General features: G+C 38.7%; 21 protein-coding genes and 2 riboswitches. Of the genes, 3 read left to right on the forward strand and 18 right to left on the reverse strand.

Annotation, left to right across the window (positions count from 1 at the left end; all coding sequences use genetic code 11):
• Positions 1–16: 16 nt before the first annotated feature.
• Positions 17–838 carry a sulfite exporter TauE/SafE family protein gene (locus tag NSS81_RS07335; protein ID WP_342432855.1) on the reverse strand — a complete coding sequence of 274 codons (822 nt, stop codon included), beginning with the start codon at positions 836–838 and terminating at the stop codon, positions 17–19.
• 12 nt (positions 839–850) lie between these two features.
• Entirely contained in the window at positions 851–1,696 is an 846-nt protein-coding gene (locus NSS81_RS07340) for a DUF72 domain-containing protein (protein ID WP_342432856.1), read from the reverse strand.
• A 405-nt stretch (positions 1,697–2,101) separates the two neighbouring features.
• Here NSS81_RS07340 and NSS81_RS07345 point away from each other — a divergent pair, with 405 nt between their 5' ends.
• Positions 2,102–3,403 (forward strand): Na+/H+ antiporter NhaC family protein, encoded by a 1,302-nt coding sequence (locus NSS81_RS07345; protein WP_342432857.1) that lies wholly within the window; start codon positions 2,102–2,104, stop codon positions 3,401–3,403.
• 18 nt (positions 3,404–3,421) lie between these two features.
• On the forward strand, positions 3,422–4,558 hold the full coding sequence (locus tag NSS81_RS07350; RefSeq protein ID WP_342432858.1) for a glycerate kinase: 1,137 nt from the start codon (positions 3,422–3,424) through the stop codon (positions 4,556–4,558).
• 39 nt (positions 4,559–4,597) lie between these two features.
• Here NSS81_RS07350 and NSS81_RS07355 read toward each other — a convergent pair whose 3' ends face one another.
• The gene (locus tag NSS81_RS07355; protein ID WP_342432859.1) at positions 4,598–5,626 is read right to left on the reverse strand and encodes a sugar diacid recognition domain-containing protein; all 1,029 of its coding nucleotides are present in this window, start codon (positions 5,624–5,626) and stop codon (positions 4,598–4,600) included.
• Positions 5,627–5,814: 188 nt separating this feature from the next.
• On the opposite strand from NSS81_RS07355, the gene NSS81_RS07360 reads away from it, so the two are divergent.
• Positions 5,815–6,030, forward strand: a complete 216-nt coding sequence (locus NSS81_RS07360) for a hypothetical protein (RefSeq protein WP_342432860.1) — start codon at positions 5,815–5,817, stop codon at positions 6,028–6,030.
• Between the two features lie 105 nt (positions 6,031–6,135).
• On the opposite strand, the gene sufB is transcribed toward NSS81_RS07360, so the two are convergent.
• From sufB to NSS81_RS07435, 15 genes are all read right to left on the reverse strand, one after another.
• A complete protein-coding gene (sufB, locus tag NSS81_RS07365; protein ID WP_342432861.1) occupies positions 6,136–7,533 on the reverse strand; it encodes a Fe-S cluster assembly protein SufB in 1,398 nt (465 codons plus the stop codon).
• A gap of 94 nt (positions 7,534–7,627) precedes the next feature.
• Entirely contained in the window at positions 7,628–8,068 is a 441-nt protein-coding gene (gene sufU / locus NSS81_RS07370) for a Fe-S cluster assembly sulfur transfer protein SufU (RefSeq protein WP_342432862.1), read from the reverse strand.
• Positions 8,058–9,287: a cysteine desulfurase gene (locus tag NSS81_RS07375; RefSeq protein ID WP_342432863.1), complete on the reverse strand. Its 1,230-nt coding sequence runs from the start codon at positions 9,285–9,287 to the stop codon at positions 8,058–8,060. The genes sufU and NSS81_RS07375 overlap by 11 nt, the downstream gene beginning before the upstream one ends.
• On the reverse strand, positions 9,287–10,597 hold the full coding sequence (gene sufD, locus NSS81_RS07380) for a Fe-S cluster assembly protein SufD (RefSeq protein WP_342432864.1): 1,311 nt from the start codon (positions 10,595–10,597) through the stop codon (positions 9,287–9,289). Before sufD ends, NSS81_RS07375 begins: the two co-directional genes overlap by 1 nt.
• 20 nt (positions 10,598–10,617) lie before the next feature.
• Entirely contained in the window at positions 10,618–11,403 is a 786-nt protein-coding gene (gene sufC / locus NSS81_RS07385; protein ID WP_342432865.1) for a Fe-S cluster assembly ATPase SufC, read from the reverse strand.
• A 467-nt stretch (positions 11,404–11,870) separates the two neighbouring features.
• Entirely contained in the window at positions 11,871–12,698 is an 828-nt protein-coding gene (locus tag NSS81_RS07390; protein WP_342432866.1) for a MetQ/NlpA family ABC transporter substrate-binding protein, read from the reverse strand.
• Positions 12,699–12,717: 19 nt separating this feature from the next.
• Positions 12,718–13,383, reverse strand: a complete 666-nt coding sequence (locus NSS81_RS07395; protein ID WP_342432867.1) for a methionine ABC transporter permease — start codon at positions 13,381–13,383, stop codon at positions 12,718–12,720.
• Positions 13,376–14,401, reverse strand: a complete 1,026-nt coding sequence (locus tag NSS81_RS07400; protein WP_342432868.1) for a methionine ABC transporter ATP-binding protein — start codon at positions 14,399–14,401, stop codon at positions 13,376–13,378. The genes NSS81_RS07395 and NSS81_RS07400 overlap by 8 nt, the downstream gene beginning before the upstream one ends.
• A gap of 158 nt (positions 14,402–14,559) precedes the next feature.
• Positions 14,560–14,668, reverse strand: a riboswitch (SAM riboswitch).
• Positions 14,669–14,786: 118 nt separating this feature from the next.
• Entirely contained in the window at positions 14,787–16,103 is a 1,317-nt protein-coding gene (locus NSS81_RS07405; protein ID WP_342432869.1) for an O-acetylhomoserine aminocarboxypropyltransferase/cysteine synthase family protein, read from the reverse strand.
• Positions 16,104–16,174: 71 nt separating this feature from the next.
• A riboswitch (SAM riboswitch) is annotated at positions 16,175–16,274 on the reverse strand.
• Positions 16,275–16,347: 73 nt separating this feature from the next.
• Positions 16,348–16,710: an SCP2 sterol-binding domain-containing protein gene (locus NSS81_RS07410; protein WP_342432870.1), complete on the reverse strand. Its 363-nt coding sequence runs from the start codon at positions 16,708–16,710 to the stop codon at positions 16,348–16,350.
• Between the two features lie 127 nt (positions 16,711–16,837).
• Complete coding sequence (locus NSS81_RS07415; protein ID WP_342432871.1) at positions 16,838–17,146, reverse strand: thioredoxin family protein; 309 nt, start codon at positions 17,144–17,146, stop codon at positions 16,838–16,840.
• A gap of 7 nt (positions 17,147–17,153) precedes the next feature.
• Positions 17,154–17,510, reverse strand: a complete 357-nt coding sequence (locus tag NSS81_RS07420; RefSeq protein WP_342433961.1) for a toprim domain-containing protein — start codon at positions 17,508–17,510, stop codon at positions 17,154–17,156.
• A gap of 128 nt (positions 17,511–17,638) precedes the next feature.
• Entirely contained in the window at positions 17,639–17,881 is a 243-nt protein-coding gene (locus NSS81_RS07425) for a YusG family protein (RefSeq protein ID WP_342432872.1), read from the reverse strand.
• Positions 17,882–18,000: 119 nt separating this feature from the next.
• The gene (gene gcvH / locus NSS81_RS07430) at positions 18,001–18,384 is read right to left on the reverse strand and encodes a glycine cleavage system protein GcvH (protein ID WP_342432873.1); all 384 of its coding nucleotides are present in this window, start codon (positions 18,382–18,384) and stop codon (positions 18,001–18,003) included.
• 41 nt (positions 18,385–18,425) lie between these two features.
• A complete protein-coding gene (locus tag NSS81_RS07435; RefSeq protein WP_342432874.1) occupies positions 18,426–18,782 on the reverse strand; it encodes an arsenate reductase family protein in 357 nt (118 codons plus the stop codon).
• Positions 18,783–18,976: the final 194 nt, after the last annotated feature.

Here is an 18,976-nt window from a genome sequence, read left to right on the forward strand (position 1 = left end):
TTTGCTCATTCCTTTTTTAACCAAAGATTCCTTGATAAATTAATCGTATGCCGACAACTATTAAAACCGTACGTAATAATATGACAATTGTTTTGCTTTTTAGTTTAGAATTTAACAGGACGCCTATTTTTGCACCAATCCACGCCCCTGGAACTAGTGCTAATGCCAGAAACCAATCGACATTGCCCAAGGTTATATGTGTAATCGAGCTTAGGACCGATGTTGGTAGAATCATAAACATCGATGTTGCTGTGGCCACATGGGGTGGGAAGAAAAAGAATAAGATCATTGTCGGTACCATTAAAGAGCCGCCGCCAACCCCTAATATTCCTGACAGAAAGCCAACGACAAATGCAATAATTACTGCCATTAACGGGTTAAAACCATATTCAAATGTCTTACCTGTGTTATCAGTAAAATTCCTGACAATCCCTTTATCTTTTCGATAAGGTATAGGTTTAAATTTATCTTTTAAAAATAAGACAATTGAAACGAGGAGGATAAATACGCCAAAAAAGATATTAAAGGATTGCAAATTTAATGCTTCCGTCACCCACGCACCGAGAATACTGCCAGGGCCACTGCCAATTAGAAAAATTAACCCTGCTTTATAATCAACAATTTTGTATTTCATATAGGCTAAGGTCGATGAAAGCCCTGTAAAGATCATTGTGAACAGCGATGTACCTACCGCTACCTGCGGGGTAACATGTCCGAATCCTGACAAGGTAGCTAAATAAAGCAAGGAGGGGACAATAATAATACCCCCACCAAGGCCAATCAATGACCCGAGCGAACTAGCTGCAACCCCAATTAAAACTAAAAGAATCCATTCCATAATTTTCTCCTTCTAAAATAAATCTAACTGCCGTGGTGCAAGTCCGTCATACTCTAACTTTAAGAGGTCAATCATCTCTTTTGCATTATCGGCTGCATCTCCGCCAGAATTGTTGTTAAACAGCACATATAGATTAGCAGAATCTACTGCTAATTTCCGGATGGAATTTGCCCATTCTTCGAGCTCCTGATTATTATAGCGATAGAGATAGCGGACCTCACGCCAATTTTCTGCATTCCGCTTTTGCCAGCCATACACATTACGACCATGAAAACGTATCAGTAGCTTTTCCGGGTCTATCGCTTCTAATACGGTCGGAATGGACCCTTCTCCCGATTGTGGCTCATCACAAATGCTGTGAATCCATTTTTCAGCCTTCATAAAATCGAGCGTTTGTTGACGATACCGGGGCGCAAACCAAGATTGGTGTCTAAACTCCAATGCACAAGGAATCTCTCCCATTTCATTTTTGCACCATCTTAAGTAATTGACGTTTTCACGCTGACAAGCAAACCATGGCGGGAATTGAAACAATACCATTGCTAATTTATTTTTCTCTATGTAGGGTTCAAGTGAATCTTTAAAGGCCATGAACATCTCTTGTTTATTTTCAAAAGGAATCTCATCGCGCTGATGCCCAGTCATCGCCTGATAGGCTTTGACTATGAACTGAAAGGAGTCTGGAGTCTCATTGACCCACTTTTCGGCATTCCGCTTCGGTTGTATCGCATAAAAGGCAGAATCAACTTCCACAGTTGGAAAATAACCAGCATATTCCTTGAGTTTATTCCTAGATGAAGTTTGATTCGTATATAAACTATCATGGTCTCCCCACCCCGTTACACCAATATAAATCAACCCCGTCACCTCCGACTGCTAATCATAGCATATCGTTATTTTGAATTGTATGCTAGTTGCACGTAAATACTATTTAGAAATGGTCGCAATTTCGGTCTCGCGGATATATCTTGTTTTTCGCGGATAAATGCTCACTTGCTCGTAACAAAATTTACATATTTGAAACAAACTCGAATTAACTAAATGAATTGGTGATTTATACGTCCAGCGCTTGATATTAGTGCTCTTCTTTTTTTTGGACTCTAATTGTAAACTCATTATTTAGTGCAAATGCACAATATAATTTGTTAGATTATCAATTGTTTGAGGATCATTATGGTACTAAAATGAAGGTGTAGTTAATGAAAGGGCTTTTATGAAAGCGTTCTTAGGTAATAGATTCAATAACAATTAGGAGGATTTAATATGGCAGCAGCATTAGATATTAGCTGGATTGGCGCCTTAAGTGGGCTTGCGTTGGCAATCATTTTAATTTTGTTTAGATTAGCACCAACTTATGCTTTGATTTTGGGAGCAATTGTTGGCGCCTTCATTGGCGGAGCTAACTTTGCAGATTCAGTTTCAATCTTGGTTACAGGAACACAAAGTGTTCAAGGAACGGTCATTCGTATTATCGCTGCAGGCGTTTTTGCGGGTGTAATGATGGAATCTGGAGCAGCGGAGACCATTGCGAAAGTAATTGTAGATAAACTCGGTGGAACAAAGGCGATGCTGTCACTGGCATTAGCGACCATGATTATCACAGCAGTGGGTGTATTTATTCCTGTTGCCGTACTTATTGTTGCACCAATTGCATTGTCTGTTGGAAACAAAATGGGGTATTCCAAAATTGCTATCCTGGTCGCTTTGTCAGGCGGCGGTAAAGCTGGTAACATTATTTCTCCAAACCCGAATACCATTGCAGCAGCGGGCGGTTTCGATCTCGACGTTAACCAAGTAATGATTGGCGGACTTGTCCCTGCAATTTTCGGAGTTATTGTAACCGTTATTATTGCATCAATAATTAAGTATAAAGGAACGAAAGTAACAGATGCGGAAGCAGCAGAATTAGAAAAGGCTAGCTCTTCTAATCTTCCAGTTTTGTCAAAAGCCCTAGTAACTCCTGTCATCGCGATTGTTCTATTGATGATTAGCCCTATTGGTTCAATGATAGGGGTTGATGCCCTTGCAAAACTGAAAATTGATTCCTTATTTATCCTGCCGTTTGCCGGTGTAGTAGGTTCCCTGGCGCTAGGCAAAAGAAAACAAATATTGGATTATTGTACAGCAGGTTTAAATAGAATGACTCCAACAATTTTGATCATTATTGGAGCAGGTGCTATTGGCGGATTGATTACAGCCTCAGACCTTCCTGAACAGGTTGTTGCCCTGGTAGAGACCTCAGGCATTTCTGGTACATTCCTTGCACCAATTGCAGGTATATTGATGGCAGCAGCAACAGCATCAACATCAACAGGTGTCATTTTGGCTACTGGTTCATTCTCAGATGCTATTTTGAATACAGGTGTAGCACCACTATCAGCTGCAGTTATGACGCATGCAGGTGCCACGGTAATCGATCATCTGCCACACGGAACTTACTTCCACGTTACACGTAATGCTATGAACATGACGATGAAAGACAGAATGAAGGTTGTCGGATATGAAAGTATTGTCGGTGTAACGATGACCATTGTAGCAATAATCTTGTTCGGATTTATTTTATAAAAGAATGGAGTGTAATTGATGGGGAAAATATTTTTATTGGCACCTGATTCCTTTAAAGAAAGCATGACGGCAAAAGAAGTTTGTGAAGCAATGGAAATCGGCATAAAAAGAGCGATGCCTGATGCTGAATGCATTCATGTACCAATGGCAGATGGCGGTGAAGGCACCGTCCAATCGTTGATAGATGCAACAGGTGGTACATTGATAAAAAAGGAAGTTACCGGACCACTTGGTAAACCGGTTATGGCACAATATGGAATTCTTGGAGATGGCAAGACAGGTGTTATTGAAATGGCCTCAGCCAGTGGAATTCATTATGTTACGAAAGAAACAAAAAATCCTTTAATTACAACTACCTTTGGAACAGGGGAATTAATTAGGGATTGTATAGAAAAAGGAATAACTGACATCATTCTGGGTATCGGCGGGAGCGCTACGAATGATGGCGGAACCGGCATGGCAGCAGCACTGGGATATAAATTCCTTGATAAAGATGGGAATGAGCTGCCACTCGGCGGTGGATATTTAGGTGAACTCGATACAATCGATACGTCTGATGTTAATCCACAATTAAAGAAAATAAACATTATAGTAGCATCGGATGTAACAAATCCATTGTGCGGTGAGCGCGGTGCTTCAGCTGTTTTCGGTCCGCAAAAGGGAGCAACTCCTGAAATGGTTCAAATTTTGGATAAAAATTTGAGGCACTACGGAAATATTGTAAAAGAGCAGATTGGAATTGACATGATAGATATACCTGGTGCTGGTGGTGCTGGCGGTCTTGGTGGTGGATTGCTTGCGTTTACTAATGCTACGATGAAAAAAGGAATTGAAATTGTTATCGAGTATACAAAATTAAAAGAAAAGCTTCATAATGTGGATTACTGTTTTACAGGAGAAGGCGGCATCGATTTCCAAACAAAATTTGGAAAGGCCCCGTTCGGAGTTGCCCAAGCAGCCAAAAGTGTTAACGGCGGCATTAAAGTAATTGCTCTGGCAGGTTATGTTGGTCAGGATGTTGAAACTCTATACGATGAAGGATTTGACGCCATTTTTGGTATCGTTCCAGGAGCTGCAGATCTTGAGAGCTTACTGGTAACAGGCAAGGAAAATGTTAGCCGCACATCTGAAAGCATTGCTCGTTTATTAAATTAAAAATAAAAAACAACACATCAGATATTGGTGTGTTGTTTTTTATTTCAGCCGATTAATCAGTATAAAGATAAGTTCCACGAGTTCGAATATATTTTTGGGATCTTTGCCGGTAATTTTAAAAATCCTATTTAATCTGTAGTTCAATGTATTTCTGTGGATAATAAGCTGGGTGACAGTTTGATTAGCGTTCAGGTTACAGCTGAGATAAACCTGCAAAGTTTTTATCAATTCATCATTTTTATCAAGAAAATGTGACTGGATTTCTGTTTTTGAATCTTTCCTTTGCAGTTCGGCCATATCAGCGATAAATTCACATCTCGAATAGGAAATGACTTTCTCATGGGGAAAGACCCCCTTCAATACTCGCATGGCTGATTTGGCCTGCAAGAATCCCTCAGAAATTTTATCATTCATTTTGCTAATGGAAATGAATGCATCTGGAAATTGGTTTTCAATCTGTTCTTGAAGTAATTTAATTTTATTTGCTTCCTGAACTACAAAACAATACGCATGGTTGGATATTTTAAAGGAAGTGAAATTATTAATGTTTTCCTTGTCAATATTATAAGGAAATCCCACATATACAATTTGGGAAGGATTATTGAGCATGATTCCATAAGCCAATGCCTGGTCAGTTAGTTCCTTCGTGTATGTTGTTTCTGGATCTGTAATTAAGTTAAAAAACTCCTGTTTTAAGTTTTTTTCAAGATTCTCCTTTTTCAATGAAACGCTTTGTTCGATTAATAAAATAACTGCAGACTTAACAAGGTTTGCAAATGGTCTTGTTTTCACAACCTCGCCGCTGATACCTACCACTCCGATAATTGCATCATTTAATTCGATTGGCAAGTTAATGCCCTTTTTTACGAACTCTTCATCCTTTCTAATTTCTATTATTTCCCTTTGTTCTATGGCAGCCACTGCCCCGTGGTGCAGTGTACCAATCCTTTCTTTATTTCCACTCCCGATAATAACGCCTGTTTTATCCATAATATTAATATTAAAAGGAATATCATTCATCATTTTATTAACAATGGTTTGAGCCTGATTATGTGTCAATTCATACATTCGTGTTGCTCCTTGATAATCAATTGTTTAAATATATGTATCACTTCATTTATTTTCATTATAACTTAGGGACTTAATTTATAAAAATTCCTCGCAATGGTTGTACCATCTATCTGTTCTAAAAATTCTCCCTTTCTAATAGCTATATATAAATAGTAATAGAAAACTAGAAAAGGAGCGGATGGTGGTTGAACACAGAAATTGATATTTTTCAGTTGGCTCAAGATTATGCAAATACTCGTCATAATGGGCAACTAACTATAATGAAGTTTTCAAGATATTGGAGAGCATGTTTTGGTACACCTTGTTCTGAAAACATACAAGAAGATATTTCAAAGATGGTAGAAGGTAACACGCTAGAGGCATGTCTGCTTAAATTACTTAAAGACCCAGTGAAGTTTTGATAAAGAGAGGGACAGCCCTTCTCTTTTTTTGCTTCTTCTATTCGCGGATTTATCAATTTCCAACAGAAAAATCCGCCTGCCAACGCGGCAAGCGGACCCAAAATATTAACCGATTGAGCCTTCCATCTCGAACTTGATCAGACGGTTCATTTCAACGGCGTACTCCATTGGTAATTCCTTCGTAAATGGCTCGATAAAGCCCATTACGATCATTTCTGTTGCTTCCTGTTGTGAAATCCCACGGCTCATCAAGTAGAAGAGCTGCTCTTCAGACACTTTTGACACCTTCGCTTCATGCTCAAGTGAAATATTGTCGTTTAGAATCTCATTGTATGGAATCGTATCAGATGTTGATTGATTATCCATAATCAATGTATCACATTCAATATTTGAACGGGCGCCATCCGCTTTACGTCCAAAATGAACCTGACCGCGATAAGTAACCTTACCGCCATGCTTAGAAATTGATTTTGAAACAATGGTTGAAGATGTATTCGGAGCCAAGTGAATCATTTTTGCTCCTGCATCCTGGTGCTGACCTTTACCGGCAATAGCAATCGATAATGTCAAACCACGTGCTCCTTCGCCTTTTAAAATAACGGCAGGATATTTCATTGTTAATTTCGAACCGATGTTACCATCAATCCATTCCATTGTCGCATTCGCTTCACAAACAGCACGCTTGGTAACAAGATTAAAGACGTTATTCGCCCAGTTTTGAATCGTAGTATAACGGCAATAAGCGTCTTTTTTGATAATAATTTCAACTACGGCACTGTGTAATGAATTGGTTGTGTAAACTGGTGCGGTACACCCTTCAACATAATGAACAGAGGCGCCTTCATCGACTATAATTAACGTCCGTTCAAATTGACCCATGTTTTCAGAGTTAATCCGGAAATACGCCTGTAATGGAGTATCTACTTTCACACCTGGCGGTACATAAATAAATGATCCTCCAGACCATACAGCAGAGTTTAACGCTGAAAACTTGTTATCTGTAGGCGGAATCGTTTTTCCAAAGTGCTCACGGAAGATATCTTCGTTCTCTCTTAAGGCAGAATCCGTATCTTTAAACACGATACCCATATCCTCAAGCTCTACCTTCATGTTATGATAAACAACTTCGGATTCATATTGGGCAGAAACCCCAGCAAGATACTTTTGCTCTGCTTCAGGAATTCCCAGCTTATCAAATGTTGCTTTAATTTCTTCTGGAACCTCATCCCAAGATTTCTCAGATCTCTCCGATGGTTTAACATAATAAGTAATTTCATCGAAGTTCAACGAAGCCATATCTCCGCCCCATTGTGGCATTGGCATTTTATAAAAATGTTCAAGTGATTTTAAGCGGAAGTCCAGCATCCATTGCGGCTCATTCTTAAGCTTTGAAATCTCTTTAACAATATCACTTGTCAATCCACGCTTTGATCGGAAGATGGAAACGTCTTTATCGGCAAAACCGTATTTATAATCACCGATTTCCGGCATCTTTTTAGCCATATCGTATTCCTCCATTTCATTAGGAAAGGCAAGCGCATTTGCTTAAAAAACATGACGCTAGGTTCGACAAAAGTCTTTCCCTATGCATTTCCTGTTATTGTTGTTCCTCTTCGGTTAAACCCTTTTCCATTGCCTTCCATGCTAACGTAGCACATTTAATTCTGGCTGGAAATTTAGCAACACCCTGAAGGGCTTCAATATCCCCTAAATCGATATCATCTGCATATTCTTTTCCTTGCATCATATCGGAAAATATCTTTGAAAGCTTTAAGGCTTCATCGACATTTTTCCCTTTAATTGCTTGGGTCATCATTGAAGCAGAAGACATTGAAATCGAACAGCCGTCGCCTTCAAATTTTGCATCAATGACTTTACCGTCTTCGACCTTAAAGGTCAGTTCGATTCGGTCCCCGCAAGTAGGATTATTCATATTAATTGTATGGCTTCCATCCTCTAAAATCCCGCGATTACGAGGTTTCTTATAATGGTCCATAATGACTTGACGGTAGAGATTATCTAAATTATTAGAAGACATCGCTGAAATACTCCTTTGTTTTAACAAGTCCTTCAACGAGCTTATCAATATCTTCTTCAGTGTTGTAAAGATAAAAGCTTGCACGTGCCGTAGCCGATACCTTTAGCCATCTCATTAATGGCTGTGCACAATGATGCCCCGCACGGACAGCTATACCTTCTGCATCGAGGACAGTTGCGACATCATGTGGATGTACATCACTTATATTAAAGGTAACAACGCCAACACGTTTAGCAGGATCCATCGGTCCATATATAGCCATACCAGGTACGGCAGACATTCTCTCGAGGGCATACGCTGCAAGCTTATGCTCGTGTTCGGCAATATTTTCTAAACCTATTGCTGTTAAGTAATCAATCGCTGCACCAAGTCCAATTGCTCCTGCAATAATTGGTGTGCCAGCTTCAAATTTCCAAGGGAGCTCTTTCCATGTTGATTCTTGTAAATGAACAAAATCAATCATTTCGCCACCGAACTCAATCGGCTCCATTTTTTCAAGCAGTTTTTTCTTTCCATATAGTACGCCGATACCTGTCGGTCCGCACATCTTATGTCCAGAAAAGGCAAGGAAATCACAATCTAAATCTTGAACATCAATCTTCATATGCGGAGCACTTTGGGCCGCATCCACCACCATAATCGCACCATTGGCATGGGCAATTTCCGCGATTTCCTTGACAGGATTAATCACACCAAGCACATTAGATACCTGCATAACAGATACAATTTTTGTTTTATCTGTTATGGTAGCACGGACATCCTCAAGCGAGATGGTTCCATCCTCTTGTAAAGGAATGTACTTCAACTCCGCTCCCGTCCGTCTTGCTACCTGTTGCCAAGGGATAATATTACTATGATGCTCCATATAGGTAATAACGATCTCATCACCGGTCTTTAAATTTGCTGCCGCATAGCTTGAAGCAACTGTATTTAATGCCGTTGTCGTTCCTCTTGTAAAAATAACTTCTTGTGTTGATTTAGCATTTATATACTTACGGACCTTTTCCCTTGAGCCTTCATAGGCATCAGTTGCCCGTGTACCTAATGTATGAACACCGCGGTGAACATTAGAATTGATTTCTTTGTAATATTTTTCAAGTGTCTCAATTACTTGGATCGGCTTTTGCGATGTAGCCGAGCTATCCAAGTAGACAAGCGGATGACCATTTACTTCTTGATTTAATATTGGAAAATCCCGACGAATATCCTGGATATTCATTATTGTACTTTCCTTTCAATCACTTCAGTTAGCTGTTTCTTTACTCCTTCAATCGGCAGTTGATTAACTACTGGAGCTAAGAAACCATGAATAACTAAACGCTCAGCTTCTTTTTTAGGGATACCGCGACTCATTAGATAATACAGCTGTACTGGGTCAACTCGCCCTACTGAAGCAGCGTGACCCGCTGTGACATCATCCTCATCAATAAGAAGAATTGGATTCGCATCACCGCGTGCTTTTTCGCTTAACATGAGGACACGAGATTCTTGAACGGCATTCGATTTTGATGCACCATGTTCAATTTTTCCAATACCATTGAATATAGAAGAGGCACTATCCTTCATCACACCGTGCTTGAGGATATAGCCTTCACTATTTTTCCCGAAATGAACAACCTTTGTTGTAAAGTTCTGCGTTTGCTCTCCACGGCCGACTACAACCGTTTTTGTATCGCCATATGAGCCATCACCAATAAGATTGGTTGTATTTTCTGAAATGGTATTACCATCATTCATTAATCCTAATGCCCATTCAATCCGAGCATCTCTTCCTGTAACACCACGACGGTTAACATATGTTGTAATTCCTTGAGCTAGGGTATCAACCGCACCAAACAGTACTTTTGCACCGTTTCCTACAAGAACTTCTGCAACAATATTAAATACCCCATCGTTAGATTCAACAGTTGAAATATAGTTTTCTACATAAGTAACAGAACTATTATCATCCGCTACAACAATCACATGATTGAAGAGGTTGGATTCTGCATTATCATGCACATAAATCGCTTGAATTGGTTCAGTAATCTCAACATTCTTAGGTACATACAAGAATACCCCGCCGTTTACTAGCGCTGCATGTAATGCTGTTAAACGGTGCTCGTCAGCCTTAATTCCTTCTGTCATAAAATATTTTTGAACAAGTTCGCCATGTTCACGAACCGCTGTAAAAATATCAGTGAAGATTACACCTTTGCTCTTTAATTCTTCTGTTACTGATAAAAAGGCTGGTGTTTGGTTCCGTTGTATATATAAATTTTTATTTACCGCATCTACGTCAACTAAAGCCCTTACTTCAAATGGAAGGTCTTCAAGTGAGTTGTACGATTCACTCTCAACTGTATGGGATTTAAATTGGGTAAAATTCCACTTATCTATTTTCGTTTTATCTGGTCTCGGCATTGGCAACGTTTCGCTGTTTTCTAATGCTGTTAAACGAATCGCTTCAAACCAAGCAGGTTCATTCATTTCCTTTGAAAAGGAACGAACAAACTCCTTATCAAATGGTAATTTCGTTTCTGTTGTCATTGTTATCCTCCTAACCTAACTTACGCTTCTTGCCCAACTGTTTCATCTTCAATTCCAAGTTCTTGCTTGATCCAGTCATATCCTTCTGCTTCTAAGCGCTGTGCAAGCTCTGGTCCGCCTGATTTCACAATACGGCCCTGCATCATAACGTGTACATAGTCAGGAGTGATATAGTTTAAAAGACGTTGATAGTGAGTAATAATTAAACAACCGAAATCTTCTCCTCGCATTTGATTGATACCTTTTGAAACAACTTTAAGGGCATCAATATCTAATCCAGAGTCAATTTCATCTAAGATAGCCATTTTCGGCTTAAGCATCATTAATTGAAGGATTTCATTACGCTTTTTCTCGCCGCCGGAGAAACCTTCATTCAAGTAGCGTTGCGCCATATCAAGATCCATTTCTAAGAACTCCATTTGCTTATCCATTTGGCGGATAAATTTCATTAGGGAGATTTCATTGCCTTCACCTAGACGAGCATTAAGCGCAGAACGTAAGAAATCGGCATTTGTTACACCGTTAATTTCACTTGGATATTGCATTGCAAGGAAAAGACCTGCGCGTGCACGCTCATCAACTTCCATTTCTAGAACGTTTTCATTGTCTAAAATAATATCTCCACTTGTTACTTCATATTTTGGGTGACCCATTATCGCTGAAGACAAAGTCGATTTTCCGGTTCCGTTTGGTCCCATGATTGCATGGATTTCTCCACCCTTTATTTCAAGGTTAATACCCTTTAAAATTTCTTTACCATCAATTTCTACATGTAAATCTTTAACCGTTAAAGTTGACCCAGCCATATTTATACCTCCGTAAAGATAGTTTTGTATCTTGAAGACCAAAAGCAGTTGGTCTCAATTTCTATTCTCATTTTATTCTCATTACAATCTTATAACAAATAGAATATGTTAGCAACTCCAAAGAAGTATTAACTTTAGTGAAAATGAAAAGAATTTATTTTTTCACTAAACACAACACAAATGAGAATGACTAATACAATACTGCTCACTTGTATAATGATAACATTTCTGGAATTTTCAACCTAGCTACTGCTTTTATATAAACAATTATCATTAAAATCATAACCTATTTTTTTGAATATTGCCAAGCCTAGAATCTATTTATTGCTACCTATTTTTACCTACAGAACAGGTTTCATGTATTTACATAAATAAAAAAAGGGAAGCCAGTGAAAAAACTTTCTGGCTTCCTGCTTTTAACTGTTAAATATTATCTTTTATACTAAATTTAAATGCTGTATAGGAGGTTATTCTCCTACCTGAACGGCACCTTGGTACTTCTCTTTAATGAAATCTTGAATTTTCTTTGATTTTAATACTTCAACAAGTGTCTTAATTTCATCGCGGTCTTTGTCCTCAGAACGAACGACAATTAGATTTGCCGGAACAACATCACTGCCTTCAAATGCGATTCCAGTCTTTCCGATATCAACACCGCCTTCTAGTGCATAGTTCGTATTAATGACAACCGCATCACCTTCACCGCTTTCGAAAGAAGAAGCTAATAATTTGGCTTCAATTAAAGTAGAGAAATCAAGATTCTTTGGATTTTCAACAATATCCTCTACTCTTGCATTCGCGCCTACACCTTCTTTAAGCTTAATCAAACCTTCTCTTTCAAAAATAGGTAAAATACGTCCATGGTCACTGAATGAATCACTCATAATAATTTTTGCACCTTCTGGAAGGTCTTTTAAGCTTTTATATTTTTTAGAATAAATACCAATTGGTTCCTTATGAACTTCCCCAACACTTACAAAATCAAAATCTTTATTTTCTTCCATTTGAAGTTCTAAATAACCTGGTGTTTGGAAATAGTTTGCATCAAGTTCTTTATCCCTTAACGTCACGTTTGGAAGAATATAATCTAGAAAGACTTTCACTTCAAGATCAATACCTTTTTCCTTAAGTAAAGGTTTTGCTGCTTCAAGTACTTCCGCATGCGGTACAGCCGTTGCACCTACAACTAATTTTTTGTTTCCATCCTTTTCTGCTGTTTCGTTTTTAGTACCTCCACATGCTGTTAGGGCCAAAGCTATTAATGCAATTACTATAAAACTGAATACTTTTTTCATTTTCTAATTCCTCCTCTAATTATCGTTTATCTGTTTTCTTGGTAAAATAATCTCCAATAAATTGGATGATAAAAACTAAAATTAAAATAGCAATGGTTGCAACTAACGTAACAAACGGTCTATTGCGCTGAAAACCTTCAAGGTAGGCAAAATGTCCAAGTCCTCCTGCTCCGATTACTCCGGCCATTGCTGTAAAGCCGACTAACGAAATAGCTGTTACGGTAATCCCTGAAATTAAGGCAGGTAAAGATTCTGGTATCAATACTTTAAAAATAATATGACCATGAGTTGCTCCCATTGATTGCGAGGCCTCAATCACACCTTTATCGATTTCCCTAAGCGCGATCTCCACCATTCTCGCATAAAAAGGAGCTGCTCCAAGAATTAAGGCAGGCAATGCAGCATTTGCACCGAGCATAGTCCCAATCAATAATTTTGTAAATGGAATTAATAAAACAATTAAGATAATAAACGGGATTGATCTGAAAATATTTACAAATCCAGCAATAATTACGTTAACCGCCTTATTTTCCCAGATATTACCTTTACCAGTGAGAAATAACAGCAGCCCTAGGACTAATCCCAAAATAAATGTAGTAACCACGGAAATAGAAGTCATATAAAGGGTTTCACGTGTGGCTTCCAATAACTGTTCCCACTTTACCATTTCCATAAAGCTAGCCATTACTAATCACCTCCACTCCTACCTGCTGGGAGCGAATGTAGTCAACGGCTTTGTTGACTTCCTTTTCGTCACCATCAAGATGAATAAAGAGGGTACCGTATGAACCGCTTTGCGTTTGCGAAATTTTCCCCTGCAAAATGTTGACCGTAACATTATTTTGACGGATTAAATTGGTGATTAACGGCTGCTCGACTGAATCGCCAATAAAAGATAATTGGACAACCTTGCCAGATTGATAGCGTTCTAACAAATGCTCCGCCGTTTCTTTTGTTTCTTCAGGCTCTGTCACCTGCTGAACAAATCGTTTTGTAATTGGCTGCTCGGGTTTCTTAAATACATCTAACACCTGACCAAGTTCAACGATTCTGCCATTCTCCATAACAGCTACCCGATGACAGATTTTCCGGATGACATGCATTTCATGTGTAATTAATACAATTGTTAAGCCAAGGCGTTTATTGATATCAACTAACAAGTCTAGAATCGAATCTGTTGTCTGCGGATCTAGTGCTGAGGTTGCTTCATCACAAAGTAACACTTTGGGATTATTGGCAAGTGCACGGGCAATTCCAACACGCTGCTTTTGTCCTCCACTAAGCTGAGAAGGATAAGCATTTTCTCTTCCTTCTAAACCAACCAGTTTTATCAATTCATTTACCCGCTTTTGTCTATTCAGACCTTTCACACCAGCAATTTCCAAAGGGAAGGCTATATTTTCACTCACTGTCCGTGACCACAGTAAATTAAAATGCTGAAAAATCATACTGATTTCCTGCCGTGCTTTTCGAAGCTCCCTGCCAGTTATTTTCGAAATCACCCGTTTAGCCACTGTTACAGACCCTTGGGTCGGGAGCTCGAGTCCATTCAACATTCGGATTAACGTACTTTTTCCAGCACCGCTATAGCCAATCACTCCAAAAATTTCTCCCTCTTGAATTTCCAAGTTCACATTATCTACTGCTAGTAATGAACCTTGCTTAGTAGGGAAAACCTTTCGTACGTCTTTAATAGAAATCATTGAATCACCTACTTTTTATCAGAGATAATTTATAATAATTTCATTACTTCGTGTTACTTACATATAGGGTTTGACTGTTTTCTGAAAAAGATTCTTATATTTGAAAAATAAAAAAGCCTCTCTGCACAGGCAGAAAGGCATCATTAATTCATTCCTTTCTCCCATCTACCAAAGCAATCGCTTTGTGTGAATTGGCACCATTTCAATATAAATATTGACGGTTGCCGGGTTTCATCGGGCACATCCCTCCACCACTCTTGATAAGAGTAAAACATCCTATATTCAATTAACACGTTTAATGATTAAAGTAATTAGTTTATTACAAAAGTTATCTTAGCACTATTAAAAAAGGCTGTCAATGAAATTAATATTTTTTGAGATATTTTTAAGCTTTTGCCTTTAGAGAAGAAACACCTGTTGCTGCTTCAATTGCCGCGTCAAGATCTTCAATTAAATCCTCTACATTTTCAATACCGATGGAAAGACGAATTAAATCCTCTGAAACGCCTGCTGACTTTAGGCCTTCAGCATCTAATTGCTGATGCGTAGTGCTGGCAGGATGAATGATTAAACTCTTCGCATCGCCCACATTTGCCACATGTGCAAAAAGTGTAATGGAATCAATTAACTTCGCACCGGTTTCTCTTCCGCCTTTGATACCAAAAACAATGATAGAGCCTGCACCTTTTGGCAAATACTTTCCTGCTAACTCATAATCAGGATGTGATTGGTGTCCTGGATAGGAAACCCATTCTACCGCTGGATGACTAATTAAATACTCAACGACTTCCTTGGTGTTTGCAACATGTTCCTTCATACGTACGTGAAGTGTTTCAAGTCCAAGAATAAACTGAAAAGCGTTCTGCGGACTTAGAGCAGGTCCTAAATCACGTAACAGCTGTACGCGCGCTTTAACAATATAAGCCACTGCGCCTAAAGCTTCCGCATAGACAAGATCATGATAACTTGCGTCTGGTGTCGTAAATCCAGGAAACTTCTCCGAATTCCAGTCAAACTTCCCGCCGTCAACAATTATTCCTCCAGTGGACGTTCCATTACCTAATAGCCATTTTGTTGCTGAATGAATGACAATATCGGCACCATGTTCAATCGGTTTGCACAAATATGGAGTAGCAAACGTATTATCAATGATCAATGGAATACCAGATTCATGAGCAATTTCAGCTACTTTTTCAATATCCAAAATGCGGAGGCTTGGATTCCCGATTGTTTCAGCAAAGACAGCCTTCGTTTTTTCTGTAATCGCAGCACGGAAATTTTCTGGATCTTCAGGATCAACAAATTTCACCTTAATTCCGTATTTAGGAAGGGTGACCGCAAATAAATTATAGGTACCGCCATATAAGTTCGATGCGGAAACAATCTCATCTCCCGCCTCAGCAATATTTAAGATTGCTAGCGTAATCGCAGCCATTCCACTTCCGACCGCAAGCGCCCCTACACCGCCTTCCAATAGAGCAACCCTTTCTTCAAAAACGGTTGTTGTTGGATTGTGAATTCGGGTATATATGTAACCAGACTCCGCTAAAGAAAACAGGTTTGCAGCATGCTCAGTATTCTTAAATTGATAGGCATTATTCTGATAAATGGGAACCGCACGGGCACCTGTTACTGGATCTGGCGACAAACCTCCATGGACACTCAACGTTTCAAAGCGATAATTTTTTTGATTTTCTCCCATACTCTTTTCCTCCTTCAATTTTTTCAAAAATGAACAAACCCCCACTTCATAAGAAGAGGGGGGATCGTCTCTTCTTATCTATCAGAGCATAACTCTGCTGGAATTGGCACCGTGTATCAAACCGGTTGCCGGGCATCGTCGGGCCAGTCCCTCCGCCTCTCTTGATAAGAAATATTATTTAATTTTCACCATTCGTTGAATATTATAAAAATGATAACCTAAGTAAATAGAACAGTCAATAGTTTTATGAAAATATTCGAATATCTTCAGATTTACCTGTTTGGGTTAAATAGAAAGCAGATTCTAGCAGTAAGGTAGTACGAAATGTTCCTGCTACTTTTAACTGCCCCTGTTTAACGAGAATTCTTAATCTTTCTTTCCCTTCAATCAATGTAAGCAGGGAATCAAGGTCTCCAAAAATCTGACAGACGGTATCCACTGACAGACTTTCATCCAATAATAGTGCTTTACCATTTTGAAACGCGATTACAACCGACTGTTGATTACAGATAAGTTTTACAGTTAAGCTGTCAACTTTATCAAATAACCGTAAAACATGGTTGCATTCATTTATGCTTGTGACGAATTCTTCTATCGCTTCATTCATGGTAATCACTCCAATTTTACTGGCTTTCTTTATATATTCAGTAAAACGTTGTGAAAACCTTTGATAATCGTTCGACAAAACCCAACCTTTTTTCTGCACAAAAAAACAGATGTCTTCACATCTGTTTTTAGGTTACATGGTGTTTAATTTTTTCTAGCAAGTAAGGGACTGAATGGAAAGCATATAACGTCTCAACGACTTGACCGTCCTTGACAATCATCAGACAAGGGACACTTTCAATTGCAAAGTTTCTTGCAATATCAGGGTAGAAATTCAAATTTATTTTACCCATTTGCACTTCGACTATTTGCTCGATAATTTGCAGCATTCTTGAGGCAACCTGACAGGTCCCGCATAAAGGTGTGTAAAAATAAACACAACCTGTTTCACCCTTATTTGTTAATCTGGAAAATTCCTCTCGGCTCCATTCGTTCATTAGTCAATCAGCCCATTTCTAAATACATTGTATGGACATCGATATTTGCTCCAATCAGTACAGTAGCCAGATGCTGTGCCGGTGCGGTTGCGACTTCACGATACATCCTGTCAATATAAAGATGTTCAGCATTAGGAAATTCCCTTTTTAATTGTTTCCGAAGTTTTTCTCCCGATTCATCTGCATCTACGAGAATATAGACCTCTTTATCCTCTAGGGAATCAATCAATTCATCCAATTTCGTTAGGCTAATCGTACCATTCGTACAAATAATATCAATTGGGTCCTTTAAGATGCTTTTAACCTTTTTCTTGTCCGATTTCCCTTCAACAATAAGAACTTTGTTACCATATGAGTCCCTCATCATTCATCACACCTATTAATAGAAGTTGTTTTTATTCTAACATATTCGAAAAAATTAATAACGTGTTGAGCTTGATAACTATGGCTATTCTTTTGTTACTAGCCTGTTTATTGGAGCTTCAGGCACAACTAACACCATCCTCCATCATCACAATCGGTGTATTTTGGCTCGGGCTGCTCGGTAACTGTTACATTTTGGTAGATTTTACGCTGATCTACCTCAAAGTGATGATCTAGTTGGAAAGACATATCATTTCCTGGCATTTGTATTTTTCCAATCGATGTGTTTTCGAAAAACAGTTCAATCTCCCCATTCTTTAACTTTCCAATCACTCGGTCTGTCACATCTATCTTCTGATGATTTAATGTCATCCTATTCCACCTCTTCGGTAAATTTTATTGTAGTGTTCCCTAGTTTTAGAAGAAGAAAAGGACATATTATTTACCAATTAAAAAAACACCTAATAATAGGTGTTTTCGGGTGTAACGAATTAGTCTTCTTTCGTCATTGCTTCATATTGTTCAGCCGTCATTAGCTTGTCTAGCTCACTGCTATCAGAAAGCTCAATTACAACCATCCATGCTTTTTCAAATGGCGATTCATTAACAAACTCCGGGCTATCATTTAAATCTTCATTTACTTCAACAACCTTACCACTTACAGGTGCGTAAAGTTCAGAAACTGTTTTAACTGATTCAACGCTGCCAAATGGCTCATCAGCCGTTACTTCATCGCCAACTTCAGGAAGTTCAACGAAAACGATATCTCCTAATTCAGATTGTGCAAAATGAGTGATTCCAACGCGAACCTTTTCTCCCTCAACTTTTACCCACTCGTGTTCTTCTGAATAACGTAAATCCTTTGGTGTAGTCATGACCTAAATCCCTCCAGTAATTTTTCTATAATGATAATTCCTTAAAGCCACATTTTCTCATATTCTTCTTCCTTAAAGCCAACCGTTATCTTGTCTCCATCTGTTAAAATCGGTCTTTTTATTAACATACCGTCAGATGCAAGTATTTCCAGCAGCTCGTCAACAGAAGCGGACTTCATTTTATCCTTCATGCCTAATTCACGATACTTTTGACCGCTGGTATTAAAAAACTTCTTTAATTCTAAACCGCTTTTTTGATGAAAATCCTTCAACTCAGAACGTGATGGGGGAGTTTCAGCAATATGTATTTCCTTGTAGGAAAGTTGATGATCATCCAACCATTTCTTCGCTTTTCGACATGTACCGCATTTGGGATACCAGTAAAAAGTCAGAGACATCCATTTCACCGCCCTCTTACCATGATCATGACGTATGAACGTCACTAAAATAGTACCATAATGATTTTTAAATTCCTAACGATAGGCATGTTAAAAAACTACCCTAAAGATAAGTTTCGACGAAATTCGAAAAAATCCTCCAATAAGTTAGAAAAAATAGGCTCCCACTATGAATAGGGAGCCCGTTCCTTTAA

Origin of the sequence: Neobacillus sp. FSL H8-0543 (assembly GCF_038592905.1) — a bacterium.
Classification (GTDB): Bacteria; Bacillota; Bacilli; order Bacillales; family Cytobacillaceae; genus Neobacillus.

Excerpts from the sequence above, each read along its gene's own strand:
- NSS81_RS07350 (WP_342432858.1), top strand. The coding sequence starts at position 3,422 with ATGGGGAAAATATTTTTATTGGCACCTGATTCCTTTAAAGAAAGCATG.
- NSS81_RS07435 (WP_342432874.1), bottom strand. The coding sequence starts at position 18,782 with ATGTCTCTGACTTTTTACTGGTATCCCAAATGCGGTACATGTCGAAAA.
- sufC (WP_342432865.1), bottom strand. The coding sequence starts at position 11,403 with ATGGCTGGGTCAACTTTAACGGTTAAAGATTTACATGTAGAAATTGAT.
- NSS81_RS07400 (WP_342432868.1), bottom strand. The coding sequence starts at position 14,401 with ATGATTTCTATTAAAGACGTACGAAAGGTTTTCCCTACTAAGCAAGGT.
- NSS81_RS07375 (WP_342432863.1), bottom strand. The coding sequence starts at position 9,287 with ATGAATATCCAGGATATTCGTCGGGATTTTCCAATATTAAATCAAGAA.
- gcvH (WP_342432873.1), bottom strand. The coding sequence starts at position 18,384 with ATGACTACACCAAAGGATTTACGTTATTCAGAAGAACACGAGTGGGTA.
- NSS81_RS07335 (WP_342432855.1), bottom strand. The coding sequence starts at position 838 with ATGGAATGGATTCTTTTAGTTTTAATTGGGGTTGCAGCTAGTTCGCTC.
- NSS81_RS07355 (WP_342432859.1), bottom strand. The coding sequence starts at position 5,626 with ATGTATGAATTGACACATAATCAGGCTCAAACCATTGTTAATAAAATG.
- NSS81_RS07345 (WP_342432857.1), top strand. The coding sequence starts at position 2,102 with ATGGCAGCAGCATTAGATATTAGCTGGATTGGCGCCTTAAGTGGGCTT.
- sufB (WP_342432861.1), bottom strand. The coding sequence starts at position 7,533 with ATGGCTAAAAAGATGCCGGAAATCGGTGATTATAAATACGGTTTTGCC.
- NSS81_RS07415 (WP_342432871.1), bottom strand. The coding sequence starts at position 17,146 with ATGAACGAATGGAGCCGAGAGGAATTTTCCAGATTAACAAATAAGGGT.
- NSS81_RS07425 (WP_342432872.1), bottom strand. The coding sequence starts at position 17,881 with ATGACATTAAATCATCAGAAGATAGATGTGACAGACCGAGTGATTGGA.
- NSS81_RS07420 (WP_342433961.1), bottom strand. The coding sequence starts at position 17,510 with ATGAGGGACTCATATGGTAACAAAGTTCTTATTGTTGAAGGGAAATCG.
- sufU (WP_342432862.1), bottom strand. The coding sequence starts at position 8,068 with ATGTCTTCTAATAATTTAGATAATCTCTACCGTCAAGTCATTATGGAC.
- NSS81_RS07405 (WP_342432869.1), bottom strand. The coding sequence starts at position 16,103 with ATGGGAGAAAATCAAAAAAATTATCGCTTTGAAACGTTGAGTGTCCAT.
- sufD (WP_342432864.1), bottom strand. The coding sequence starts at position 10,597 with ATGACAACAGAAACGAAATTACCATTTGATAAGGAGTTTGTTCGTTCC.
- NSS81_RS07410 (WP_342432870.1), bottom strand. The coding sequence starts at position 16,710 with ATGAATGAAGCGATAGAAGAATTCGTCACAAGCATAAATGAATGCAAC.
- NSS81_RS07395 (WP_342432867.1), bottom strand. The coding sequence starts at position 13,383 with ATGGCTAGCTTTATGGAAATGGTAAAGTGGGAACAGTTATTGGAAGCC.
- NSS81_RS07390 (WP_342432866.1), bottom strand. The coding sequence starts at position 12,698 with ATGAAAAAAGTATTCAGTTTTATAGTAATTGCATTAATAGCTTTGGCC.